At 72.2% G+C, this 17328-nt stretch carries 17 protein-coding genes and 1 tRNA gene; 10 read left to right on the top strand and 8 right to left on the bottom strand.

Annotated elements, in window-relative coordinates; all coding sequences use genetic code 11:
* Window positions 1-61: 61 nt before the first annotated feature.
* From ACQKQD_RS09370 to ACQKQD_RS09355, 4 genes are all read left to right on the top strand, one after another.
* Complete coding sequence (locus ACQKQD_RS09370) at window positions 62-1369, top strand: capsule biosynthesis protein (protein ID WP_427508178.1); 1308 nt, start codon at window positions 62-64, stop codon at window positions 1367-1369.
* Between the two features lie 115 nt (window positions 1370-1484).
* Window positions 1485-2252, top strand: a complete 768-nt coding sequence (locus tag ACQKQD_RS09365; RefSeq protein ID WP_020093749.1) for an SDR family NAD(P)-dependent oxidoreductase — start codon at window positions 1485-1487, stop codon at window positions 2250-2252.
* A complete protein-coding gene (locus ACQKQD_RS09360; RefSeq protein WP_427508177.1) occupies window positions 2252-3112 on the top strand; it encodes a formyltransferase family protein in 861 nt (286 codons plus the stop codon). The genes ACQKQD_RS09365 and ACQKQD_RS09360 overlap by 1 nt, the downstream gene beginning before the upstream one ends.
* A 62-nt stretch (window positions 3113-3174) precedes the next feature.
* A complete protein-coding gene (locus ACQKQD_RS09355) occupies window positions 3175-3585 on the top strand; it encodes a flagellar basal body rod protein FlgC (protein WP_020093747.1) in 411 nt (136 codons plus the stop codon).
* On the opposite strand, the gene ACQKQD_RS09350 is transcribed toward ACQKQD_RS09355, so the two are convergent.
* The 3 genes from ACQKQD_RS09350 to ACQKQD_RS09340 all read right to left on the bottom strand — a co-directional run bounded on the left by ACQKQD_RS09350 (window position 3578) and on the right by ACQKQD_RS09340 (window position 7774).
* A complete protein-coding gene (locus tag ACQKQD_RS09350) occupies window positions 3578-4966 on the bottom strand; it encodes an amino acid permease (RefSeq protein WP_427508176.1) in 1389 nt (462 codons plus the stop codon). The genes ACQKQD_RS09355 and ACQKQD_RS09350 overlap by 8 nt on opposite strands.
* Before the next feature lie 115 nt (window positions 4967-5081).
* Entirely contained in the window at window positions 5082-5768 is a 687-nt protein-coding gene (locus ACQKQD_RS09345; RefSeq protein WP_427508175.1) for a hypothetical protein, read from the bottom strand.
* On the bottom strand, window positions 5765-7774 hold the full coding sequence (locus ACQKQD_RS09340; protein ID WP_427508173.1) for a hypothetical protein: 2010 nt from the start codon (window positions 7772-7774) through the stop codon (window positions 5765-5767). Before ACQKQD_RS09340 ends, ACQKQD_RS09345 begins: the two co-directional genes overlap by 4 nt.
* Window positions 7775-8065: 291 nt before the next feature.
* On the opposite strand from ACQKQD_RS09340, the gene rpsO reads away from it, so the two are divergent.
* The 3 genes from rpsO to ACQKQD_RS09325 all read left to right on the top strand — a co-directional run bounded on the left by rpsO (window position 8066) and on the right by ACQKQD_RS09325 (window position 11170).
* A complete protein-coding gene (gene rpsO, locus ACQKQD_RS09335) occupies window positions 8066-8335 on the top strand; it encodes a 30S ribosomal protein S15 (protein WP_012317943.1) in 270 nt (89 codons plus the stop codon).
* A 221-nt stretch (window positions 8336-8556) separates the two neighbouring features.
* Window positions 8557-10776 carry a polyribonucleotide nucleotidyltransferase gene (gene pnp / locus ACQKQD_RS09330; RefSeq protein ID WP_056525668.1) on the top strand — a complete coding sequence of 740 codons (2220 nt, stop codon included), beginning with the start codon at window positions 8557-8559 and terminating at the stop codon, window positions 10774-10776.
* A gap of 172 nt (window positions 10777-10948) precedes the next feature.
* Window positions 10949-11170: a YgaP-like transmembrane domain gene (locus ACQKQD_RS09325; protein ID WP_020093742.1), complete on the top strand. Its 222-nt coding sequence runs from the start codon at window positions 10949-10951 to the stop codon at window positions 11168-11170.
* A 219-nt stretch (window positions 11171-11389) separates the two neighbouring features.
* On the opposite strand, the gene ACQKQD_RS09320 is transcribed toward ACQKQD_RS09325, so the two are convergent.
* A complete protein-coding gene (locus ACQKQD_RS09320; protein WP_012317940.1) occupies window positions 11390-11653 on the bottom strand; it encodes a GlsB/YeaQ/YmgE family stress response membrane protein in 264 nt (87 codons plus the stop codon).
* A 182-nt stretch (window positions 11654-11835) separates the two neighbouring features.
* On the opposite strand from ACQKQD_RS09320, the gene ACQKQD_RS09315 reads away from it, so the two are divergent.
* Both ACQKQD_RS09315 and ACQKQD_RS09310 read left to right on the top strand, forming a co-directional pair.
* Window positions 11836-12192 carry a RidA family protein gene (locus ACQKQD_RS09315; protein ID WP_020093741.1) on the top strand — a complete coding sequence of 119 codons (357 nt, stop codon included), beginning with the start codon at window positions 11836-11838 and terminating at the stop codon, window positions 12190-12192.
* Window positions 12189-13316 carry a polyamine ABC transporter substrate-binding protein gene (locus ACQKQD_RS09310; RefSeq protein WP_427508172.1) on the top strand — a complete coding sequence of 376 codons (1128 nt, stop codon included), beginning with the start codon at window positions 12189-12191 and terminating at the stop codon, window positions 13314-13316. Before ACQKQD_RS09315 ends, ACQKQD_RS09310 begins: the two co-directional genes overlap by 4 nt.
* A gap of 23 nt (window positions 13317-13339) precedes the next feature.
* On the opposite strand, the gene ACQKQD_RS09305 is transcribed toward ACQKQD_RS09310, so the two are convergent.
* From ACQKQD_RS09305 to ACQKQD_RS09290, 4 genes are all read right to left on the bottom strand, one after another.
* Entirely contained in the window at window positions 13340-14011 is a 672-nt protein-coding gene (locus ACQKQD_RS09305) for an ankyrin repeat domain-containing protein (protein ID WP_427508171.1), read from the bottom strand.
* A 205-nt stretch (window positions 14012-14216) separates the two neighbouring features.
* Window positions 14217-14627, bottom strand: a complete 411-nt coding sequence (locus ACQKQD_RS09300; protein WP_091681242.1) for a DUF3597 domain-containing protein — start codon at window positions 14625-14627, stop codon at window positions 14217-14219.
* 121 nt (window positions 14628-14748) lie between these two features.
* Window positions 14749-15072: a hypothetical protein gene (locus ACQKQD_RS09295; protein ID WP_427508170.1), complete on the bottom strand. Its 324-nt coding sequence runs from the start codon at window positions 15070-15072 to the stop codon at window positions 14749-14751.
* A gap of 22 nt (window positions 15073-15094) precedes the next feature.
* Window positions 15095-16945, bottom strand: coding sequence for a DEAD/DEAH box helicase (locus tag ACQKQD_RS09290; protein WP_427508169.1), 1851 nt, complete (start codon window positions 16943-16945; stop codon window positions 15095-15097).
* A 289-nt stretch (window positions 16946-17234) separates the two neighbouring features.
* Between ACQKQD_RS09290 and ACQKQD_RS09285 the strand changes: the two genes are divergently transcribed.
* Window positions 17235-17318, top strand: a tRNA-Tyr gene (locus ACQKQD_RS09285).
* Window positions 17319-17328: the final 10 nt, after the last annotated feature.

Below are 17328 nucleotides of genomic sequence, written 5' to 3'. Positions count from 1 at the left end.
TCAAGAGTCTCTCGCCGGTTCGGTTCATCCGGCCCAGGGTCAAGGACAGAAGCGCCGCGGAATGCAACAGCCCGCCCCCGACGCCCTCCGCGACCGCCCCGCGACCTTCCTCTTCCTGCAGGGCATCGCGACGCCGTTCTTCTCCGATCTCGGACAGGCGCTGCGCGCGCGGGGACACTCTGTCCGGCGCATCAATCTCTGCCCCGGCGACTGGCTGTTCTGGAGCGGCGAGGCCGAGAATTACCGCGGTCGCCGCGAGACCTGGGGCGAGTATCTCGACGCCTATCTCGACCGCGAGGGCGTGACCGACATCGTGCTGTTCGGCGATTGCCGGCCGTTCCACAAGGCGGCCCGCATGATCGCCGAGTATCGCGGCTTGCGGGTGCACGTGTTCGAGGAGGGCTATATCCGCCCGAACTGGATCACCTGCGAGCTGGGCGGCGTGAACGGCTTCTCGTCCCTCCCCCGGACGGCCGCCGAGATCCGCGCCCTGGCGCGGCGCCTGCCGCAACCCGGCCGGGCGATGCCCTCCACGGGCGACATGGCCCGGCGCAGCGTCTGGGACGTCGGCTACAACCTCGCCAACGTCCTGTTCCCCTACCTCTTCCCCCATTTCCGCAGCCACCGGCCGACCCATATCGCTGCCGAGTATGCGGGCTGGATCAAGAAGTTCGCCCGCCGCGCGCATACCCGCCGCGAGGCGGCGCGCTGCGACGAGATCTACCGCGCGGTCGGCTGCGACTACTTCCTGCTGCCGCTGCAGCTCGACAGCGACTACCAGATCCGGGTCCACTCGCCGTTCCTCGGCGTCGAGGGCTTCATGGACCGGGTGATCAAGTCCTTCGCGGACGGCTCGTCGGCGCCGACCCGGCTGCTGGTGAAGCTGCACCCGCTCGACAGCGGCCTGATCAACTGGCGCAAGTTCGCCCGCGCCTCGGCCCGCCGCCACGGCGTCAGCGACCGGCTCGACTTCATCGACGGCGGCGACCTGCCGGCCCTGATCAAGGGCGCCCGCGGGGTGGTCATCGTCAACTCGACGGTGGGGATGCTGTCCCTGGAGATGGGCTGCCCGACCCACGCGGTCGGCACCGCGATCTACAACATGGCCGGCCTGACCCATCAGGGCGACCTCGACAGCTTCTGGAAGAATCCGACGCCGCCGGAGACGGACCTGATGGCGGATTTCCGCCGCGTGGTCCTGCACCGGACCCAGGTCAACGGCGGCTTCTTCTCCAAGGAGGCGATCGACCGCGCGGTGGCCGGCTCGGTACCGCGGATGGAGGCCGCCCTCCCCGACGCGATGCTGGCGGCGGCGCGGGCGGTGAGTGAGGTGGCCGAGCGCGACGGCGAGCTCGCGCCGGTCTACTGACCGGGCTCGCCCGGCTCCCGGGCCGTCGCCATTCGGCGGCCTTTGAAGCGCGTTTAAACGCCGGTGAGCCGTTCCCGGCCTTGATCTTTCCCCGCGCGGCGGCGTAACCCGCCCCATGCCCCGCATTCTGATCACCGGCGCGTCGAGCGGCATCGGCGCCGCGCTGGCGCGCCACTACGCGCAAACCGGCGCGAGCCTCATCCTCGTCGGCCGCAACGCCGAGCGGCTGGAGGCGGTTGCCCGGGACTGCCGCGCCAGCGGCGCCGCCGTCGAGACCGCCCGCCTCGACACCCGCGACCGGGCCGCCACCGTGGCGCTGGTCCACCGGTCGGATGCCGAGGCCCCCCTCGACCTCGTCATCGCCAACGCGGCGGTGAACGGCGGCAACCAGGAAGGGCAGGTGGAGGCCGAGGACGTGGCCTTCGAGACCGCCGACATCAATTACACCGGCACGCTCAACGTGATCCTGCCCGCCCTGACGCTGATGCTCCAGCGCGGGCGCGGCCAGATCGTGCTGCTGTCGTCGCTCGCGGCCTACGCGCCGCTCCAGGACGCGCCGGCCTATAGCGGTGCCAAGGCCGCGCTCGTCGCCCATGGTCTCGCCCTGCGCCAGAAGGTCGCGCCCCGCGGCGTGAAGGTCAACGTCGTCACCCCGGGCTACGTGAAGACGCCGATGGGCGGCGAGCTGAAGGGCTGGCGGCCACTCGAGATCAGCGCCGAGGAGGCGGCCGTGCGGATCGCCAAGGGCATCGCGGCCAACCGCGACGTGATCGCGTTCCCGTTCATCCTCACGGCGCTCGCGCGCACCGTGCTGCTCCTGCCCGAGAACGTCCGCAAGGCCGGCCTCTACGCCTTCCGTTTCCAGCGCCGGAAGCGGCGCTGATGGCGCGACCCCGGATCGCGCTGTTCGTTCTGGAGGCGCTGCCGAACGCCCGCGCGGTGCGCCGGCTCGTCGCCGATCTCTGGGCCGACATCGTGCTGGTCGGGCTCTCCAACGCCGAGCGGCCGTCGAGCGGCGGCCTCACGGGGCAGATCCGGCGGCACCTCGCGCGCTCCGGCCCCGGGATCCTGCCCTACCTCGCGGTCAATTTCGGCCTGCCGGACCTGCTGCGGCCCCTGGCGCCCCTGACCCAGGCGGCGTCCGGCAGCGGCGACGCGCCGGAGGCGACGCCGCTCAGGACCCTGTGCCGCCGCCTCGGCGTCCCGACCCTGACGGTCGACGACGTCAACGGTCCCGACGTCGCGCGGGCCCTCCGGGACGCGGCGCCGGACCTGATCCTCACCTACCATTTCGACCAGATCCTGAAGCCCGAGACCATCGGGCTGGCGCGGCTCGGCGGGATCAACGGGCATCCCGGCCTGCTGCCCCGCCACCGGGGCCCGGTGCCGACGATCCACGCGCTGGCCGACGGGCCCGGGCAGTTCGGCATGACCCTGCACCGGCTGGCGGCCGCGATCGACACCGGCGCGATCCTCGCCCAGGAGGCGCTGGCGCTGCCCGAGGGTACCACCGCGACCCGGGCCTCGGTGGCGCTCCACGCCCACGGGCGCGGGATGCTCGACCGGTTGCTCGAGGACGTCACCCGGAGCGGAACCCTGCCGGAGGGGCGGTCCGAGCCCGTTCTGCCCTACTGCCCGTTCCCCGACCGCGCGATGCTGGCCGCGCTGCGCCGCCGCGGCCTTCGCCTGACCGACGGGCAGGATCTTCGGGACGCGCTGAGCCTCTCCGCGCGGGCGTCTTAACTTCCGGTTAAGGCTGTTCGGCAAGGATTCGGTCAGATCCTCGCCGTCGACAGGGCCCGCGCATGCCGGATACCAGCGCCCTCAACTCGGCCGCCGGCGCCCTGGCCGCCGGCCGGCAGGTGCAGAGCGGGCGGATCCGCGCGATCTCCGAGAACCTCGCCAACGCCGATTCGGTCCCGACGACCCCGGGCGGTGCCCCCTACGCCCGCAAGATCGCGGTGTTCGCCCCGGTGGCGGCCGACAGCCCCCGCGACCCGGTCGGCCGGATCGTCCGCGACACCACCGGCTTCCGCACCCGCTACGACCCGACCAATCCCGGGGCCGACCCGACCGGCTATGTCCGTCTGCCGAACGTCAACGTCGCGGTCGAATCGGCCGACCTCCAGCGGGTGGTCCGGAACTACGAATTGAGCCTGAGCGCCTCGGCCTCGATCAAGACGCTCGCGCAGGCCACCATCAACCTGATCAGCTGAGCCGGCCGTGCCGCCGGCCGTAGCCGGCGTAGATCGCGAGGCCGATCGCCAGCCAGACCGCGAGGCGGATCCAGGTGTCGGCCGGGAGCGACGCCATCAGCGTGACGCAGGACAGGATCCCCAGTCCGGCGATGAGGGTCACCGCCGGCACGCGGAACGGGCGCGCCCGGTCCGGATCGGTCCGGCGCAGGATCAGCACCGTCGCGCAGACGAGGCAGAAGGCCAGGAGCGTGCCGATACTGACGATCTCGCCCAGGACGTCGATGGGCACGAGCCCCGCCACGGCCGCCGTGAACAGGCCGATCACCAGCTGGCTCGCCACGGGCACCCGCGTCACCGGATGGACCCGGCAGAAGATCCCCGGGAGGAGCCCGTCGCGGGCGATGGCGAAGAAGATCCGGCTCTGCCCGTAGAGGGCGGTCAGTGCCGAGGTGGTCAGGCCGATCAGGGCGCCGGCCTTGATGATCGTGGCGAAGCCCGTCAGGCCGATCACGTCGACCGCCTTGGCGACCGGGTCGGCGACGTCCAGGTCGCGATAGGGCACGAGTCCCGTGAGGACGGCCGCCATGGCCACGTACAGGATCGTGGTGATCAGCAGCGACCCGATCAGGCCGACCGGCGCGTCGCGCTGCGGCGCCCGGCACTCGCCCGCGGCCGTCGCCACGGTCTCGAAGCCCACGAAGGCGAAGAACACCACCGCGGCGCCGCGGAACACGCCGCTCCAGCCGTAGGCGCCGAAGGTCCCGGCATTCTCCGGCACGAACGGGTGCCAGAGTTCGGGACGCAGATGGGCCACGCCGACACCCACGAAAGCCAGGATGATCGCGACCTTGCAGGCGACCAGCAGGCCGTTGACCAGGGACGCCTCCGCGGTGGCGCGCATCAGCAGGGCGCTGAGCAGCAGCACGATCCCGGCCGCCGGGAGGTTGACGAGGCCGCCGGCGCCGGGCGCCGCGGCCAGGGCCGGCGGCAGGCGCAGGCCGAACTCCGCCGCGAGGGACTGCGCGTAGCCCGACCAGCCCACCGCCACGGTCGCCGCGGCCACGGCGAACTCGAGGACGAGGTCCCAGCCGATGATCCAGGCGGGAAGCCGCCCGAGGCTCGCGCGGGTGTAGGTGTAGGTCGATCCCGGCTCGGGGATCATGGCGGCCAACTCGGCGTAGCACAGGCCGACGAGGCCGCAGGCGACGCCGCCGATCACGAAGGAGAGGCTGAGCGCCGGGCCCGCGTACTGCGCCGCCGCCGTCCCGGTGAGCACGAAGATGCCGGCGCCGATCGTGGCGCCGAGGCCTATGGCGACGAGGCCCGGCGCGGTGAGGCTCCGGGCGAGTCCGCGCCCCGCGCCCGCCCGTTCACCCGTGGTCACCGCGGACTCCGCCATCGCGTCCGTTCTCCCTCGCCCGGATCGTCACCCGGCACTTTTCATGCCCGGACGGCGGCCTCCGCGGAACCGCCTGGACCGGCGCCGCACCGTCCTCATCCCGAGTCGATACAGCCTACCGCCGCACCGCGCCCACGGGATCGGGTTCAGGGGGCCCGCCGCGCGCTTCCGGGTCGCCCCCGCCGGGCGGGGACGGTGCGGCGGCGATCATCCGGGTGTCGGTCCGGAACGCCCGGGCGACGAGGCCGCAGAAGCGGATGAAGGCGCTGCCCTGCGGGGTGATGACGTAGCCGTCACCCGCTCGCGCGACGTTGCCGGAGGCCTGCTGCTCGGCCAAGCGCCGCTCCATCTGCCGGAACTCGCCGAGGTAGACCCGCTCGAACACCGCCCGCGCGCGCTCAGGCGTGAAGCGCTCCCCGGGATGGGCAGCCATCTGGCCGAGCAGGAACACGCTGATCGACCGGTCGACCGTCACCGGCAGGATCACGAAGGCGCTGAGGTTCAGGGACAGCGACAGGACGCAGGCGCCGAGGGCATCCCGTCGGCGCAATCCCCAGGCCCGGCCGAGCCCGGCCAGCGCCATCGTGACCGCCAGGGTCAGCAGGAAGGCGACCGCGAGCAGGATCAGTCCGCGGTAGAACAGGATCGTCACGCCGGACCACAGATCCGTCTGGAACAGCAGCACGAAGCAGGCGAAGCCGATGACGACGGCGCCGGCCTGCAGCAGCGCCTGGGCGCAGAGCCAGCGCAGGGCCTGCCCGGCGCGCGGGCGGGTGGGTGCCGCGGGACTGGGTTCAGTCACGGAGATCCTCCACGGAGATCCTGGACCCGCAGGATCCGGACGAGCGGATCGGCGTAGACCGCGGGGCTGCGCCAGACCCAGGAATCGGGGCTGCTCCAGGGGGCGTCCTGCGCGGTGACGACCAGGCCGCCGATCCCGGCCGCTTCGGCGCGCCGCCGCACCTCGGCGCCGTCCAGGCGGTTGCGGAAGACCGGCGCGACGTCGGCGAGCCGCGACGCCACGGCGTCCGGCGGGGCGCCGAACAGGCGCGCCTCCGCGTCGGCCACCCCCGTCGGCTGGAGGCCGTAGAGCCCGAAATCGAACACCCGGTGCGGCACCGGCGACTGCTGCAGCACCAGGTCCCGGGGCAGGTGCGTGCCCGCCCAGGCGTAGGCCGCGCGCAGCGCCCGGTCGATATCGGGACGGCCGGCGAGGCGGGCGAAGGCGGGCCGGTCCGAGGCGGGATAGGCGCGCATCCCGACGAAGCCGTAGAGAGTCGTCGCGTAGCCGAGGATCAGCAGCGCGGCGAGGAGGCCGGGGAACCGGAGCCGCCGCGCCTCGCTCAGGCGGGTCAGGGCCACCACGGTCCAGACCAGGGTCGCGACCTGCGCGAGCAGGACCACGCGCGCGCCGAGGTCGTTGTTGAGGATCGCCGAGCGCAGGACGCCGCCGAGGAGCAGGCTCGCCGCGGCGCAGAGCGTGAGCAGGCGCCCGGCCTCGCGCCCGTGCGCCTCCCGGCGCGGCACGAGGCGCCAGAACAGCAGCGCACCGGCGGCGCAGACCCCCAGGGCCGTGTAGTAGTTCAGCGGCAGGAGGATCAGGCGGAGCGCGCTCAGGGCCAGCTCGTCGACGAGGCCGTCGAGCGGCCCGAATCGCCGGATCGAGAACCGGATCGGCGCGCCGCCGTCGGTCCGGTTGGCCAGGACGCTCAGCAGGTAAGGGGCGGCCAGCGCGGCGCTGAGCAGGCCGGCAACCGCCAGCCGGGCCGCGGCGCGCCAGCGGCGCTCCAGGCCGAGCAGCACCAGCCAGGCACCGGCCGCACTCGCCGTGCCGAGGCAGACCCAGACGGACAGGCCCGCGCAGGCGGCGAAGGCCAGTGCCGCGACGCCGATCGCCGCCGCCTCCGCGCGCCTGTCCGGCCGTGTCCGGTCCGCGACCTCCGCCAGGGCCAGGAGTCCGAGCCACCCGGCCAGGGCGCCGGCGACGTGGTGCGGCACCCAGACCAGCGAGGCCGGCCAGTTGAGCACCTGCTCGTTCAGCCATTCCGGGACCGGCAGCCAGGTCCCGGACGTCGCCCGGTCGGCGAGGACCAGCAGGATGTCGAGGCTTCCGGCCGGCAGCAGCAGCAGCACCGCGCGGCGCACGAGCCGGGGCGCGGCGTCCGCGACGAGTCCGGTCGCCGCGAGCAGACGGTCGATCAGGCCGAGGAGCGCGAGGCCGGTCCAGAAGGCGAGGCCCGCGAAGGCGGTCCGCCCGTCGACCAGCCGTCCGCCCGCCCAGTCGACCAGGGCGGTGAGCGTGTAGAAGCCGTAATAGTAGCCCGCCCGCTCGGGCCGGGCGAAGAACGGGTCCACCGGCGGTAATCCGTGCTCGACGATCGCGCGGGTCAGGGCGGCGTGCTTGACGAGGTCGATGATCGTCACGGGCCGGTAGAGGGCGGTGCCGGTATCGACGTCGATCAGTGCGTAGGCCACGACGCCGAGCCAGAGCAGCGCGAGGGCGAGCGCCGCCCGGTCGAGGGACTCGCGCAGGCTCCGCGCGACCGGCCGCAGTGCGGCGAGCCCGAGGGCGCCGGTCGCGAGGGCCGCGACCGGGACGCCGCCCGCCTGGATCAGCAGACTGTCGAGGGCCGGCAGCAGCCCGATCCCGAGGAGCGCCCCGCACAGGAGGCGGTCGCCGGGCGCGAGCGAGCGGAACCCGAGGATGCCGGTCAGGCCGCCCAGGGCATAGCCCGGCACGAGAACGAGGGGGATACCGAGCAGCGTCGCGACGGCGACGCCGCACGCATCCGAGAAGGTGCCGTTCATCGCCGGGCCGCGTCGCGTGAGCGGTTCCGGGTAGCACGGCGGCGTTAACCGTTCTTTGGACGGGCCCGGACAGCCGCGACGCGCCACCGCTGCGGCCCGCCCGGCTCGGGACTGGCATAACCGTCGGTTTCGTGTATGGATCGCGCGGCCTCGACCCGGGTTGCCGGGCGGGGCTTGAGCCGCTTGGCGCTGTGACCGTGCTGGACGACATCCCGGCACCGGCCGAACGCCGAGCCCGCGCGCGCCCGTTTGGGGCGCCGCATCCGACCAGCACAACCCGAAAGGCACGCGATGTCGATCACGGCAGAGCGCAAGACCGCGCTCATCAAGGAACACCGCAAGGACGCCAAGGACACCGGGTCCCCCGAGGTCCAGGTGGCGATCCTCACCGAGCGGATCACCAACCTCACCGGCCACTTCAAGACCCACGGCAAGGACAACCATTCCCGCCGCGGCCTCCTGAAGCTGGTCTCGCAGCGCCGCTCGCTGCTCGACTACGTCAAGCGCAAGGATGAGGCCCGCTACCGCGCCCTCATCGAGCGTCTCGGCATCCGCCGCTAAGGCACGTCTCGCGCGGTTCCGGGCCCGGCCCGGGGCCGCGTTTCACCATCGCGGGCTGCCGGAATGGGTCCGGCCTCCCGACAAACGGGCCGCTTCGAGGCGCCAGCGTCGGGGCAGGATCGCGAGACACTTCGCCGAGCGTTTTCGGGCGCAGTGTCTCGCCGTCTTGCCCCCGGGCGGCGCCGGGCTTGGGCCCGCCGCAGGCAAGGAAGAGATTGAGAATGTTCGACGTTCAACGCGAAGAGCTGATGTGGGGCGACCGCAAGCTCGTCCTGGAGACCGGCAAGGTCGCGCGCCAGGCCGACGGCGCCGTCATCGCCACCTACGGTGAGACCTCGGTGCTCGCGACCGTGGTCGCCGCCAAGGAGCCGAAGCCCGGCATCGACTTCATGCCGCTCACCGTGAACTACCAGGAGCGCGCCTACGCCGCCGGCCGCATCCCGGGCGGCTACTTCAAGCGCGAGGGCCGTCCCTCCGAGAAGGAGACCTTGGTCTCCCGCCTCATCGACCGCCCGATCCGCCCGCTCTTCATCGACGGCTGGCGCAACGACACGCAGGTCGTTGTCACTGTCCTGACCCACGATCTCGAGAACGATCCCGACATCGTCGCGATGGTCGCGGCCTCCGCGGCCCTGACCATCTCGGGCGTGCCGTTCATGGGCCCGATCGGCGGCGCCCGCGTCGGCTACATCAACGGCGGCTACCGGCTGAACCCGCTGGTCACCGAGACCAAGGAAGAGTCGAGCCTCGACCTCGTCGTTGCCGGCACGCAGGACGCGGTGCTGATGGTCGAGTCGGAGGCCAAGGAGCTCTCCGAGGAGGTGATGCTCGGCGCCGTGATGTTCGGCCACAAGCACTTCCAGCCGGTGATCGAGGCGATCATCCGCCTCGCCGAGAAGGCCGCCAAGGAGCCGCGCGACTTCAAGGCCCCCGAGAACGCCGACGTCGAGAAGGCCGTCCTGGAGGTCTGCGAGGCGGAGCTCCGCGCCGCCTACACCAAGACCGTCAAGCAGGAGCGCTACGCCGCCGTCGACGCCGTGAAGGCGAAGGTGATGGCCGCCCTCTGCCCCGAGGGCGCCGAGAAGTTCCCGGCCGAGAAGGTCAAGGCCGCCTTCAAGGAGGCCCAGTCGAAGGTGGTCCGCTGGAACATCCTCGACAGTGGCGCCCGCATCGACGGCCGCGACGTGAAGACGGTCCGCTCGATCCTCTCCGAGGTCGGCGTTCTGCCCCGCGCCCACGGCTCGGCCCTGTTCACCCGCGGCGAGACCCAGGCGCTGGTCGTGGCGACGCTGGGTACCGGCGAGGACGAGCAGTTCATCGACGCGCTGGAAGGCACCTACAAGGAGCGCTTCCTGCTCCACTACAACTTCCCTCCCTACAGCGTCGGCGAGACTGGCCGGATGGGCTCGCCGGGCCGCCGCGAGATCGGCCACGGCAAGCTCGCCTGGCGGGCGATCCGCCCGGTCCTGCCGCCGGCCCACGAGTTCCCGTACACGATCCGCGTCGTGTCGGAGATCACCGAGTCCAACGGCTCGTCCTCGATGGCCTCGGTCTGCGGCGGCTCGCTGTCGCTGATGGATGCCGGCGTGCCGCTGCGCCGTCCGGTGGCGGGCATCGCCATGGGCCTCATCCTCGAGGGTGAGCGCTTCGCGGTCCTGTCCGACATCCTCGGCGACGAGGATCACCTCGGCGACATGGACTTCAAGGTGGCCGGCACGGACGAGGGCGTGACCTCGCTCCAGATGGACATCAAGATCGCCGGCATCACCGAGGAGATCATGAAGATCGCCCTCGCCCAGGCGAAGGACGGCCGCGCCCACATCCTGGCCGAGATGGCCAAGGCGCTGACGGCGGCCCGTCCGGAGCTCGGCGAGTACGCGCCGCGCATCGAGACGATGCAGATCCCGACGGACAAGATCCGCGACGTGATCGGCACCGGCGGCAAGGTGATCCGCGAGATCGTCGAGAAGACCGGCGCCAAGATCAACATCGAGGACACGGGCGTCGTGAAGATCGCCTCGGCTGACGGCAAGGCGATCAAGGCGGCCTACAACTGGATCCGCTCGATCGTGGCGGAGCCGGAGGTCGGCGTGATCTACGACGGCACGATCGTGAAGTGCATGGAGTTCGGCGCCTTCGTGAACTTCTTCGGCGCCAAGGACGGCCTCGTCCACATCTCGGAGCTCGCCGCGAACCGGGTCGCCAAGGTGACGGACGTCGTCAAGGAAGGCGACAAGGTCAAGGTGAAGTTCCTCGGTCAGGACGACCGCGGCAAGATCCGCCTGTCCATGAAGGTCGTCGACCAGCAGACCGGCGAGGACATCACCGAGAAGGTGAAGGCTCAGCGCGACGCCGACCGGGCCGAGCGCGGCGACGAGCCGCGCGAGCCCCGCGAGGGCGGCCGCCACCGTGGCGAGCGCCGCCGCGAGGCCGGCGAGTAAGCACGCGGGACGCCCGCGCCGGCCTCGGTCGGCGGGGATCTCTTAGACGGGCGCAGTCCTCCGGGGCCGCGCCCTTTTTGTTGCCCCGTCGAGGTCGGGTCACACCGGTCGTCGGCCGGGAACGGGGCGCCGGATGCCGCGTTCCCCCGCGACTTCCCAATCGGAGACCCTCATGGCCAACGACATGATGCACGACATCTTCAGCGGGCAGCCGAACCTGTCGACGACGGAGCGCGCCGTCTCGGTGGCGCTGGGCCTCGGCATCGCCGCCGCCGCCGCGCAGCCCCGTCCCAACAAGCTCCTGAGCCTGCTGGCCCTCGTGGTCGGCGTGGGCCTCGCCGTGCGCGGCGCCACCGGCCACTGCGCCGTGAAGGCCGCGTCCGAGCATCTCTGAGCCTCAGCCCTCGGAGGGCTTCGGCGCCTTCGTCTTTGCGAGCGCAGCGAAGCAATCCAGGCAGCGCGACGTTCGACATCGTCGCGCTGCCCTGGGTCACGTCGCTGCGCTCGTGATGACGGAGAGCGCTGTGTTGAGACTCGCTACCGGAATGCGTCGGTCAAAAAAAAGGGGCGCCCCGCGGGGCGCCCCTCGTCGTATCCGGACCTGCCGGACTGGTCAGTAGGTGGTGGTGCGGCGGCCGGCGATCAGGCCGTAGATGAACAGCACGACCACGGCCCCCACGATGGCGCCGATGAAGCCCGCGCCCTGGTTCGGCCCGTACCAGCCGATCGCCTGGCCCAGGAAGGTCGCCACGAATGCGCCGACGATGCCGAGGATCGTGGTCAGGATGAAGCCGGCGGGCTCGTTCGGGCCCGGCATGAGGAACTTGGCGATGACGCCGGCGAGAAACCCGATGATGATGGTCCAGAGAATACCCATGACTGACCCCAAGGCGTGATTGTCGATGGCGGCAGAACGCTTCGAGGCCCGCGACGGTTGCCCGCACCCCGACCGCCGATGACGATTTTCCTCGGGTTCCCGCGGCGCGTGCGCGCGCGGCCCTTTACGGCCGGGCCGGTGCGGCGGCAGATACGCCGGTTCTCGAGGATGTGGAGACGGGTATGGACATTCAGCGGATCGAGCCGGGCAAGCGGATGTCGCAGGCCGTCACCTTCGGCGACATGGTCTACCTCGCCGGGCAGGTCGCGTCCGACACGGTCGGCACCGGGGTCACGATCCAGACCCAGCAGATCCTGTCGGAGATCGACCGGCTACTCGCCGCGGCCGGCAGCGACAAGGCGCGGATCCTCTCGGCCACCATCTACCTCGCCGACATCGCGACGTTCGCGGAGATGAACGCCGCCTGGGACGCCTGGGTGTCTCCGGAGAATGCGCCGGCCCGCGCCACCGTCGAGGCCAAGCTCGCCGCGCCGGAGTACCTGGTCGAGATCGTGATCGTGGCCGCGAGGAGCCGGTGATCGGCCCGCGTCGGACCGTCCTGGCGGCGGCCGCGGCCGTCCTCGCGGGAGGGCTCCTGGCGGTCCTGCCCCTCGTGCGGCCGGCACCGGCCGCCGAGGAGCGGGTCGTCAACATCTACAACTGGTCGGACTACATCGACCCGCAGGTGCTCGAGGCCTTCACCCGCGAGACCGGGATCAAGGTCGTCTACGACACCTACGACAACAACGAGATCCTGGAGACCAAGTTGCTCGCCGGCCGGTCGGGCTACGACATCGTCGTGCCGTCGGGACCGTACCTGCAGCGGCTGATCCGGGCCGGCGCGTTCCTGCCCCTCGACAAGTCCAAGCTGAAGAACCTCGGCAATCTCTGGCCCGAGGTGACCAGCCGGCTGGCGGCCTACGATCCCGGCAACACCTACGCCGTCGACTACATGTGGGGCACGACCGGCATCGGCTACAACGTCGCCGCGGTGCGCGAGCGCCTGGGCGCCGGCGCGGCGGTCAATTCGTGGTCCGTCGTCCTCAATCCCGCTTCGGCCAACAAGCTCAAGGATTGCGGGATCATGGTGCTCGACAGCCCCGAGGACCTGATCCCCAGTATGCTCCCGGCCTTCGGCGCCAAGGCGGATTCCAAGCGTTGGGACGACATGACCCTGGTGACCGACGCCCTCTACAAGGTGCGCGGCGCCGTGCGGAAGTTCCACTCGTCGGAATACATCCAGGCGCTGGCCAACGGCGATATCTGCCTGGCCGTCGGCTATTCAGGCGACATCATGCAGGCCAAGCGCCGCGCCGAGGAGGCCAAGAACGGGATCGACATCGCCTACGTCGTGCCGAAGGAAGGCGCGCTCATGTGGTTCGACACCTTCGCGATCCCGAAGGATGCCGCCCACCCGGCCGAGGCGCTGGCCTTCATCGACTACATGATGCGGCCCGAGGTGGCGGCGGCCAACACCAACTTCGTCTCCTACGCCAGCGGCAACCTCGCGGCGAAGAAGTTCGTGAAGCCCGAGATCCTGAGCAATCCCGGCATCTACCCGGACGAGGCGACGATGCAGCGCCTGTCCATCAACACGGCCTGGGACGACCGCACCCAGCGCTTCGTCACCCGCCTCTGGACCCGGGTCCGCACCGGACGCTGACGCGGATCCCGGCCGGGACTCCGTCAGCGTTCCGGATCCGCCGGGATGCCGCTGCGGGCGAGCCACGCGCGGACCGCCGCGCGGGTCTCGCGCCCGGAATCGTTGAGCAGGCGCTCAGGGGTGGTGAAGAAGTACGGCTGGAAGGTCTTTCGCTGCGCGTTGCGCAGGGTCGGGTCGATCCCGGCCTCGAGCAGCCTCAGCACCCAGGGATTGGCCGCGCCGACCTGCGCGGCCACGTGCAGCAGCGAGTTGCCGGTTGCGTCGACCCGGTTCAAGTCCGCACCGGCCCGCAGCAGCAGCGCGATCTGCGCCTCGCGCCGGTTCTGTACGGCGCGGAACAGCGGCGTCCACTGACCGCGCGGGCTCACCGGGTCGACCGGCGCGCCGTGGCGCAGCAGGATCTCCAGGTAGGTCGGATCCTCGACCATCGCCGCCATGTGCAGCGCGGTCTCCTGATCGAGCCCCGGCACAGACGGGTCCGCCCCCGCGTCGAGCAGGGCCGACACCGCGCGCGGCCGCGCGTTCCAGATCGCCCATTCGAGCAGGGTGAGGTTCCGGCCGCCGCGGACGGAGAGATCCAGGCCGGGCGCCAGCGCGGCGATGCGCGCGACGTCACCGCGGGCGACCGCCGTGGCGATCGCGGCGAGAGGGGACGCCTCGAAGGCGCCGCTGTGGTCCCCGGTCGGGCTCTCCATGACCGTTCGCTCCTCGGCGCCGCCTGATTCGGCGCTGCGCGACGCGGGCCATGTGACCGATAAACACGGAGGCGCCGCAAGGCCCCCTCCGCAAGTGTCGCCGCCGGTGCGCACCGCCGGCGCACGACGTGGTCAAGAAGCGATCTCGCCGCGGCGCCGGTCGAGACCGTCCGCGGCGAGCCTCGTCGATCCCGGACTCGATGACCTAGTGCTTCAGATCGTCCGGAACCTTGCCGCCGTTCTCGGCGAGCTTCTGCATGACCTGCTTGTGCAGCCAGATGTTCATGCTGGCCGAATCGTCCTTGTCGCCGGTGTAGTGGAGCTCGTCGGCGAGCTGCTTGCGCGCGGCGAGGCCGGAATCGAGGCCCAGCAGCTTCATCAGGTCGACGATCGAGTGCCGCCAGTCGAGCGTCTGCGGGTTCTTCTCGGCGAGGCCGGTGAGCACCGCCGCGACGTCCACGGGCTCGCTGCCGCCGGCCGAGCCGGGGGCCGACGTGGAGGGCGTGCTCGTGCCGGCCTGGCCGCCGGAGCCGGCGTTGGGCGCGGGCGCGGCGTCCGCGGTGCCGCCACCGAACGGATGGAGGATCTTGCTGACGATGCTGCCGAGGAGGCTCATGGATCCGCTCCGATAATCGAGGCCCGATCTCCGCGTCGGGCGGCCATTCAACTGGCTGTGAGCCTTGGCGTTCCGCGATCCGGCAGGCTCGGGACGGTCGGCGCGGCGCGGCCCGGAGCGATCACGACCTCGGCCAGAGGGCGAGGACGAGCGCGGCCCGCTCCTCCGCGAGCCTGCCGTCCGGGACCGGGCGGCCCGCGCGGGCGTACCAGTAGCGCGCGTTGCCGTCGTCGCCCTCGACCCGGTGGAGATGGGCGTGGACCCAGGCCGCGTCGGACCCGTCGGCGTCCTGGACGAGGCGGTGCGCCCGCTCCCAGGCGGCGGAGGCCGGGCCGGACGCGTCCCGGGCGAGCCACCAGAGCGCGGCGAGCGGGGCGTCCCAGACGCTCGGCGGCTCGGACGCAGCGAGTGTCGCGGCGAAGGCGGCGGGGAGGCTCTCGGTCACGGCTGTCCCCTTCCCAGGCGTTTCAGCGGCCGGCGGCGCGCTCCGGCTGCCAGCGCCCGCGGCGCTGCCGGGCCGACCACGCGTAGCGGGCATCGCCGTCGAGGCGGTCGAGATGGTCGGAGAGGCGGTTGCGCTCGAGCCACGACAGGGCCGCCTCCAGCTCCGGGAGGGTCATGGTCGCGCGGCCCTTGCCGAGCACGCGCTTGAGAACGGCGTTGTAGCGGTGGGCGAGATTGCCGCCGCGGGGCACGCGCAGCGAGGTCTCGTCCTCGACCGCCTGGGCGGCCACCGCGGCGGCGAGCCGCTGGCGCAGGGTCCGCTCGGTGACGGAGGGCGGTTCGGGCGCGGGCGCCGCGGCGACCGGTTCGGGGAGGCGCGGGCGCAGCAGGGCGTAGCGCATCCCGATCGCGTTGCTCTCCAGGGGCGTGATCCCGCCCGGCTCGTCGTCGCGCCAGCGGGTCCGCTCGGGCACGACGGCGCTCGCCGGCCGCTCGCGGGGCGGCCGGACGCTGCTGCCCTGCTCGGTCTCGAGTTCGAGGCGGAACCGCGCGAAGAGCGGGTCGTCGGGGTGGAAGATCAGCGCCTGCTGCCCGTCGTAGGGGCCGGCATGGGGATCGACCCGGGTGGCCCGGGCGAGCATCTGCTCGAGCCAGGGCCGGGAGCGGATATGGGTCAGGGCCGCGACCACCGCGACCTCCGGGGCGTCGAGCCCCTCGTACGCCATCGCCACCGTCACCAGCACGGCCGGTTCCGGCGTGAGCCGGAACGCGGCCAGGGCCGCGTGGGCGTCGCCCTGGCCGGAGGTCGCGAGCCGGACATCGCGCTCGCCCTGCCCCGCCGGCATCCAGTCGCGCAGGGTCGCGAGATAGGCCCGCGCGCTCGCCTGATCGGGCGCCACCACGAGGAGCTTGCCGAGCCCCCGGGCCGGTTCGCCGGGCGGGAGATCGCGCTCGGCCCGGCGCCGGGCGCGCAGGCGCTTGGTGGCGAAGAACGCCTCGCTCAGAAGGTCGCGGGCGAAGCCGGTCCGCAGGGCGGTGAACAGCGCGGGCCGGGTGGTGATCCGGACCGAGCCCGCGCCGAGCCGATGCGGCCCGACGCGCGGGCTGTCGCCCGCGATCCGGCCGCCCTCCAGCCAGCTCGCCTCGCCGTCGATGGCGCCGAACGTCACCGGCAGCACCGCCCGCTCGGCCAGCGCCTGCGCCCGCGAGTAGCCGATGACCGCGAGGCCGGGGGCGTCGAGATCGAGTTCCGGTCCGCGGCCGGGCGCGGCGGGCTGGTAGGGCAGTCCGAGAATCCGCCGCCCGTCCGCCCGCTCCAGCGTCCCGGACAGGTACAGGCGCACGGTCGCCGCCTCCATGACGGGCAGCATCGCGCGGGACCACGCCCCCGCCTCGGCATCCTCCGCGGAGGCTTCGTCGGCGCCCGGGCGACCGGGGACCGGCAGGTGATGAACCTCGTCGACCACCAGCAGGGTGCGGTGCGCCCGCGCCTCCGCGAGGTGGAGCGCCGGGGCGGCGGCGACCGCCTGATAGGTGGTGACGTAGCCGGCCAGACCCCGCGCCGGGTCGCGCTCGTTGTCGGCGGCCCGGACGCTGAGGGCGTGCCCGAAGGCCGCGCGCCACAGCGGGTCGGCGAAGGCTTCCTCGGCCTGCAGCCGCAGGGAATCCCGCGGCACCACCCAGACCACGCGCTCGACGAGCCCCGCCTCGATCAGCCGGTGCGCGGCGATGACCGGCAGCAGCGACTTGCCCCCGCCCGGCGTGACCGCCGCCAGGATCTTCCGGACATGGGCCGCCTCCCCGCTCGCCATGGCCGCGACCAGGGCCATCAGCGTGCGCTGGTGCGACCGCAGGGACGGGGCGGGACGGGTCAAGGGCCGGCGAAGCAGGGCGACATCGCCACACCGTGGCCGATCCGGATTCCTTTGTGAATCCCCGGAGTCGCGGAACGTTCGCGTTTTCGTCCCAATGGCGGAGCCGCGGGCACCGCGAGGCCGGAAGAGGGTCGACTCTGCAAGCGCGGCCGCCCGGATCGCGGCGACGCCGAGCGAAACCGCCCCGCTCTCCACGATTGCCGCGTCCGGCGAGACGGATCGGTCCACCATAAGCGTTGACACCCGGCCCACCCCTCACCATAAGGGCGCCGCGGGCGATGCCCGCCTTGGGGGAATGTCCCGAGCGGCAAAGGGGGCGGACTGTAAATCCGCTGCGTAAGCTTCGTAGGTTCGAGTCCTACTTCCCCCACCAAGTTCTTCCC

This window comes from Methylobacterium sp. NPDC080182, from assembly GCF_050281105.1.
Lineage (GTDB): Bacteria > Pseudomonadota > Alphaproteobacteria > Rhizobiales > Beijerinckiaceae > Methylobacterium.
The sequence above is the reverse complement of the archived record's forward strand: the minus strand, read 5'-3'. Positions and strand labels throughout refer to the sequence as shown.

Bases quoted from the DNA above. Each gene is read 5' to 3' on its own strand.
- ACQKQD_RS09325 (WP_020093742.1), top strand. From the start codon at position 10,949: ATGGCCAACGACATGATGCACGACATCTTCAGCGGGCAGCCGAACCTG.
- ACQKQD_RS09365 (WP_020093749.1), top strand. From the start codon at position 1,485: ATGCCCCGCATTCTGATCACCGGCGCGTCGAGCGGCATCGGCGCCGCG.
- rpsO (WP_012317943.1), top strand. From the start codon at position 8,066: ATGTCGATCACGGCAGAGCGCAAGACCGCGCTCATCAAGGAACACCGC.
- ACQKQD_RS09320 (WP_012317940.1), bottom strand. From the start codon at position 11,653: ATGGGTATTCTCTGGACCATCATCATCGGGTTTCTCGCCGGCGTCATC.
- ACQKQD_RS09340 (WP_427508173.1), bottom strand. From the start codon at position 7,774: ATGAACGGCACCTTCTCGGATGCGTGCGGCGTCGCCGTCGCGACGCTG.
- ACQKQD_RS09315 (WP_020093741.1), top strand. From the start codon at position 11,836: ATGGACATTCAGCGGATCGAGCCGGGCAAGCGGATGTCGCAGGCCGTC.
- ACQKQD_RS09355 (WP_020093747.1), top strand. From the start codon at position 3,175: ATGCCGGATACCAGCGCCCTCAACTCGGCCGCCGGCGCCCTGGCCGCC.
- ACQKQD_RS09300 (WP_091681242.1), bottom strand. From the start codon at position 14,627: ATGAGCCTCCTCGGCAGCATCGTCAGCAAGATCCTCCATCCGTTCGGT.
- ACQKQD_RS09305 (WP_427508171.1), bottom strand. From the start codon at position 14,011: ATGGAGAGCCCGACCGGGGACCACAGCGGCGCCTTCGAGGCGTCCCCT.
- ACQKQD_RS09360 (WP_427508177.1), top strand. From the start codon at position 2,252: ATGGCGCGACCCCGGATCGCGCTGTTCGTTCTGGAGGCGCTGCCGAAC.
- pnp (WP_056525668.1), top strand. From the start codon at position 8,557: ATGTTCGACGTTCAACGCGAAGAGCTGATGTGGGGCGACCGCAAGCTC.
- ACQKQD_RS09350 (WP_427508176.1), bottom strand. From the start codon at position 4,966: ATGGCGGAGTCCGCGGTGACCACGGGTGAACGGGCGGGCGCGGGGCGC.
- ACQKQD_RS09370 (WP_427508178.1), top strand. From the start codon at position 62: ATGCAACAGCCCGCCCCCGACGCCCTCCGCGACCGCCCCGCGACCTTC.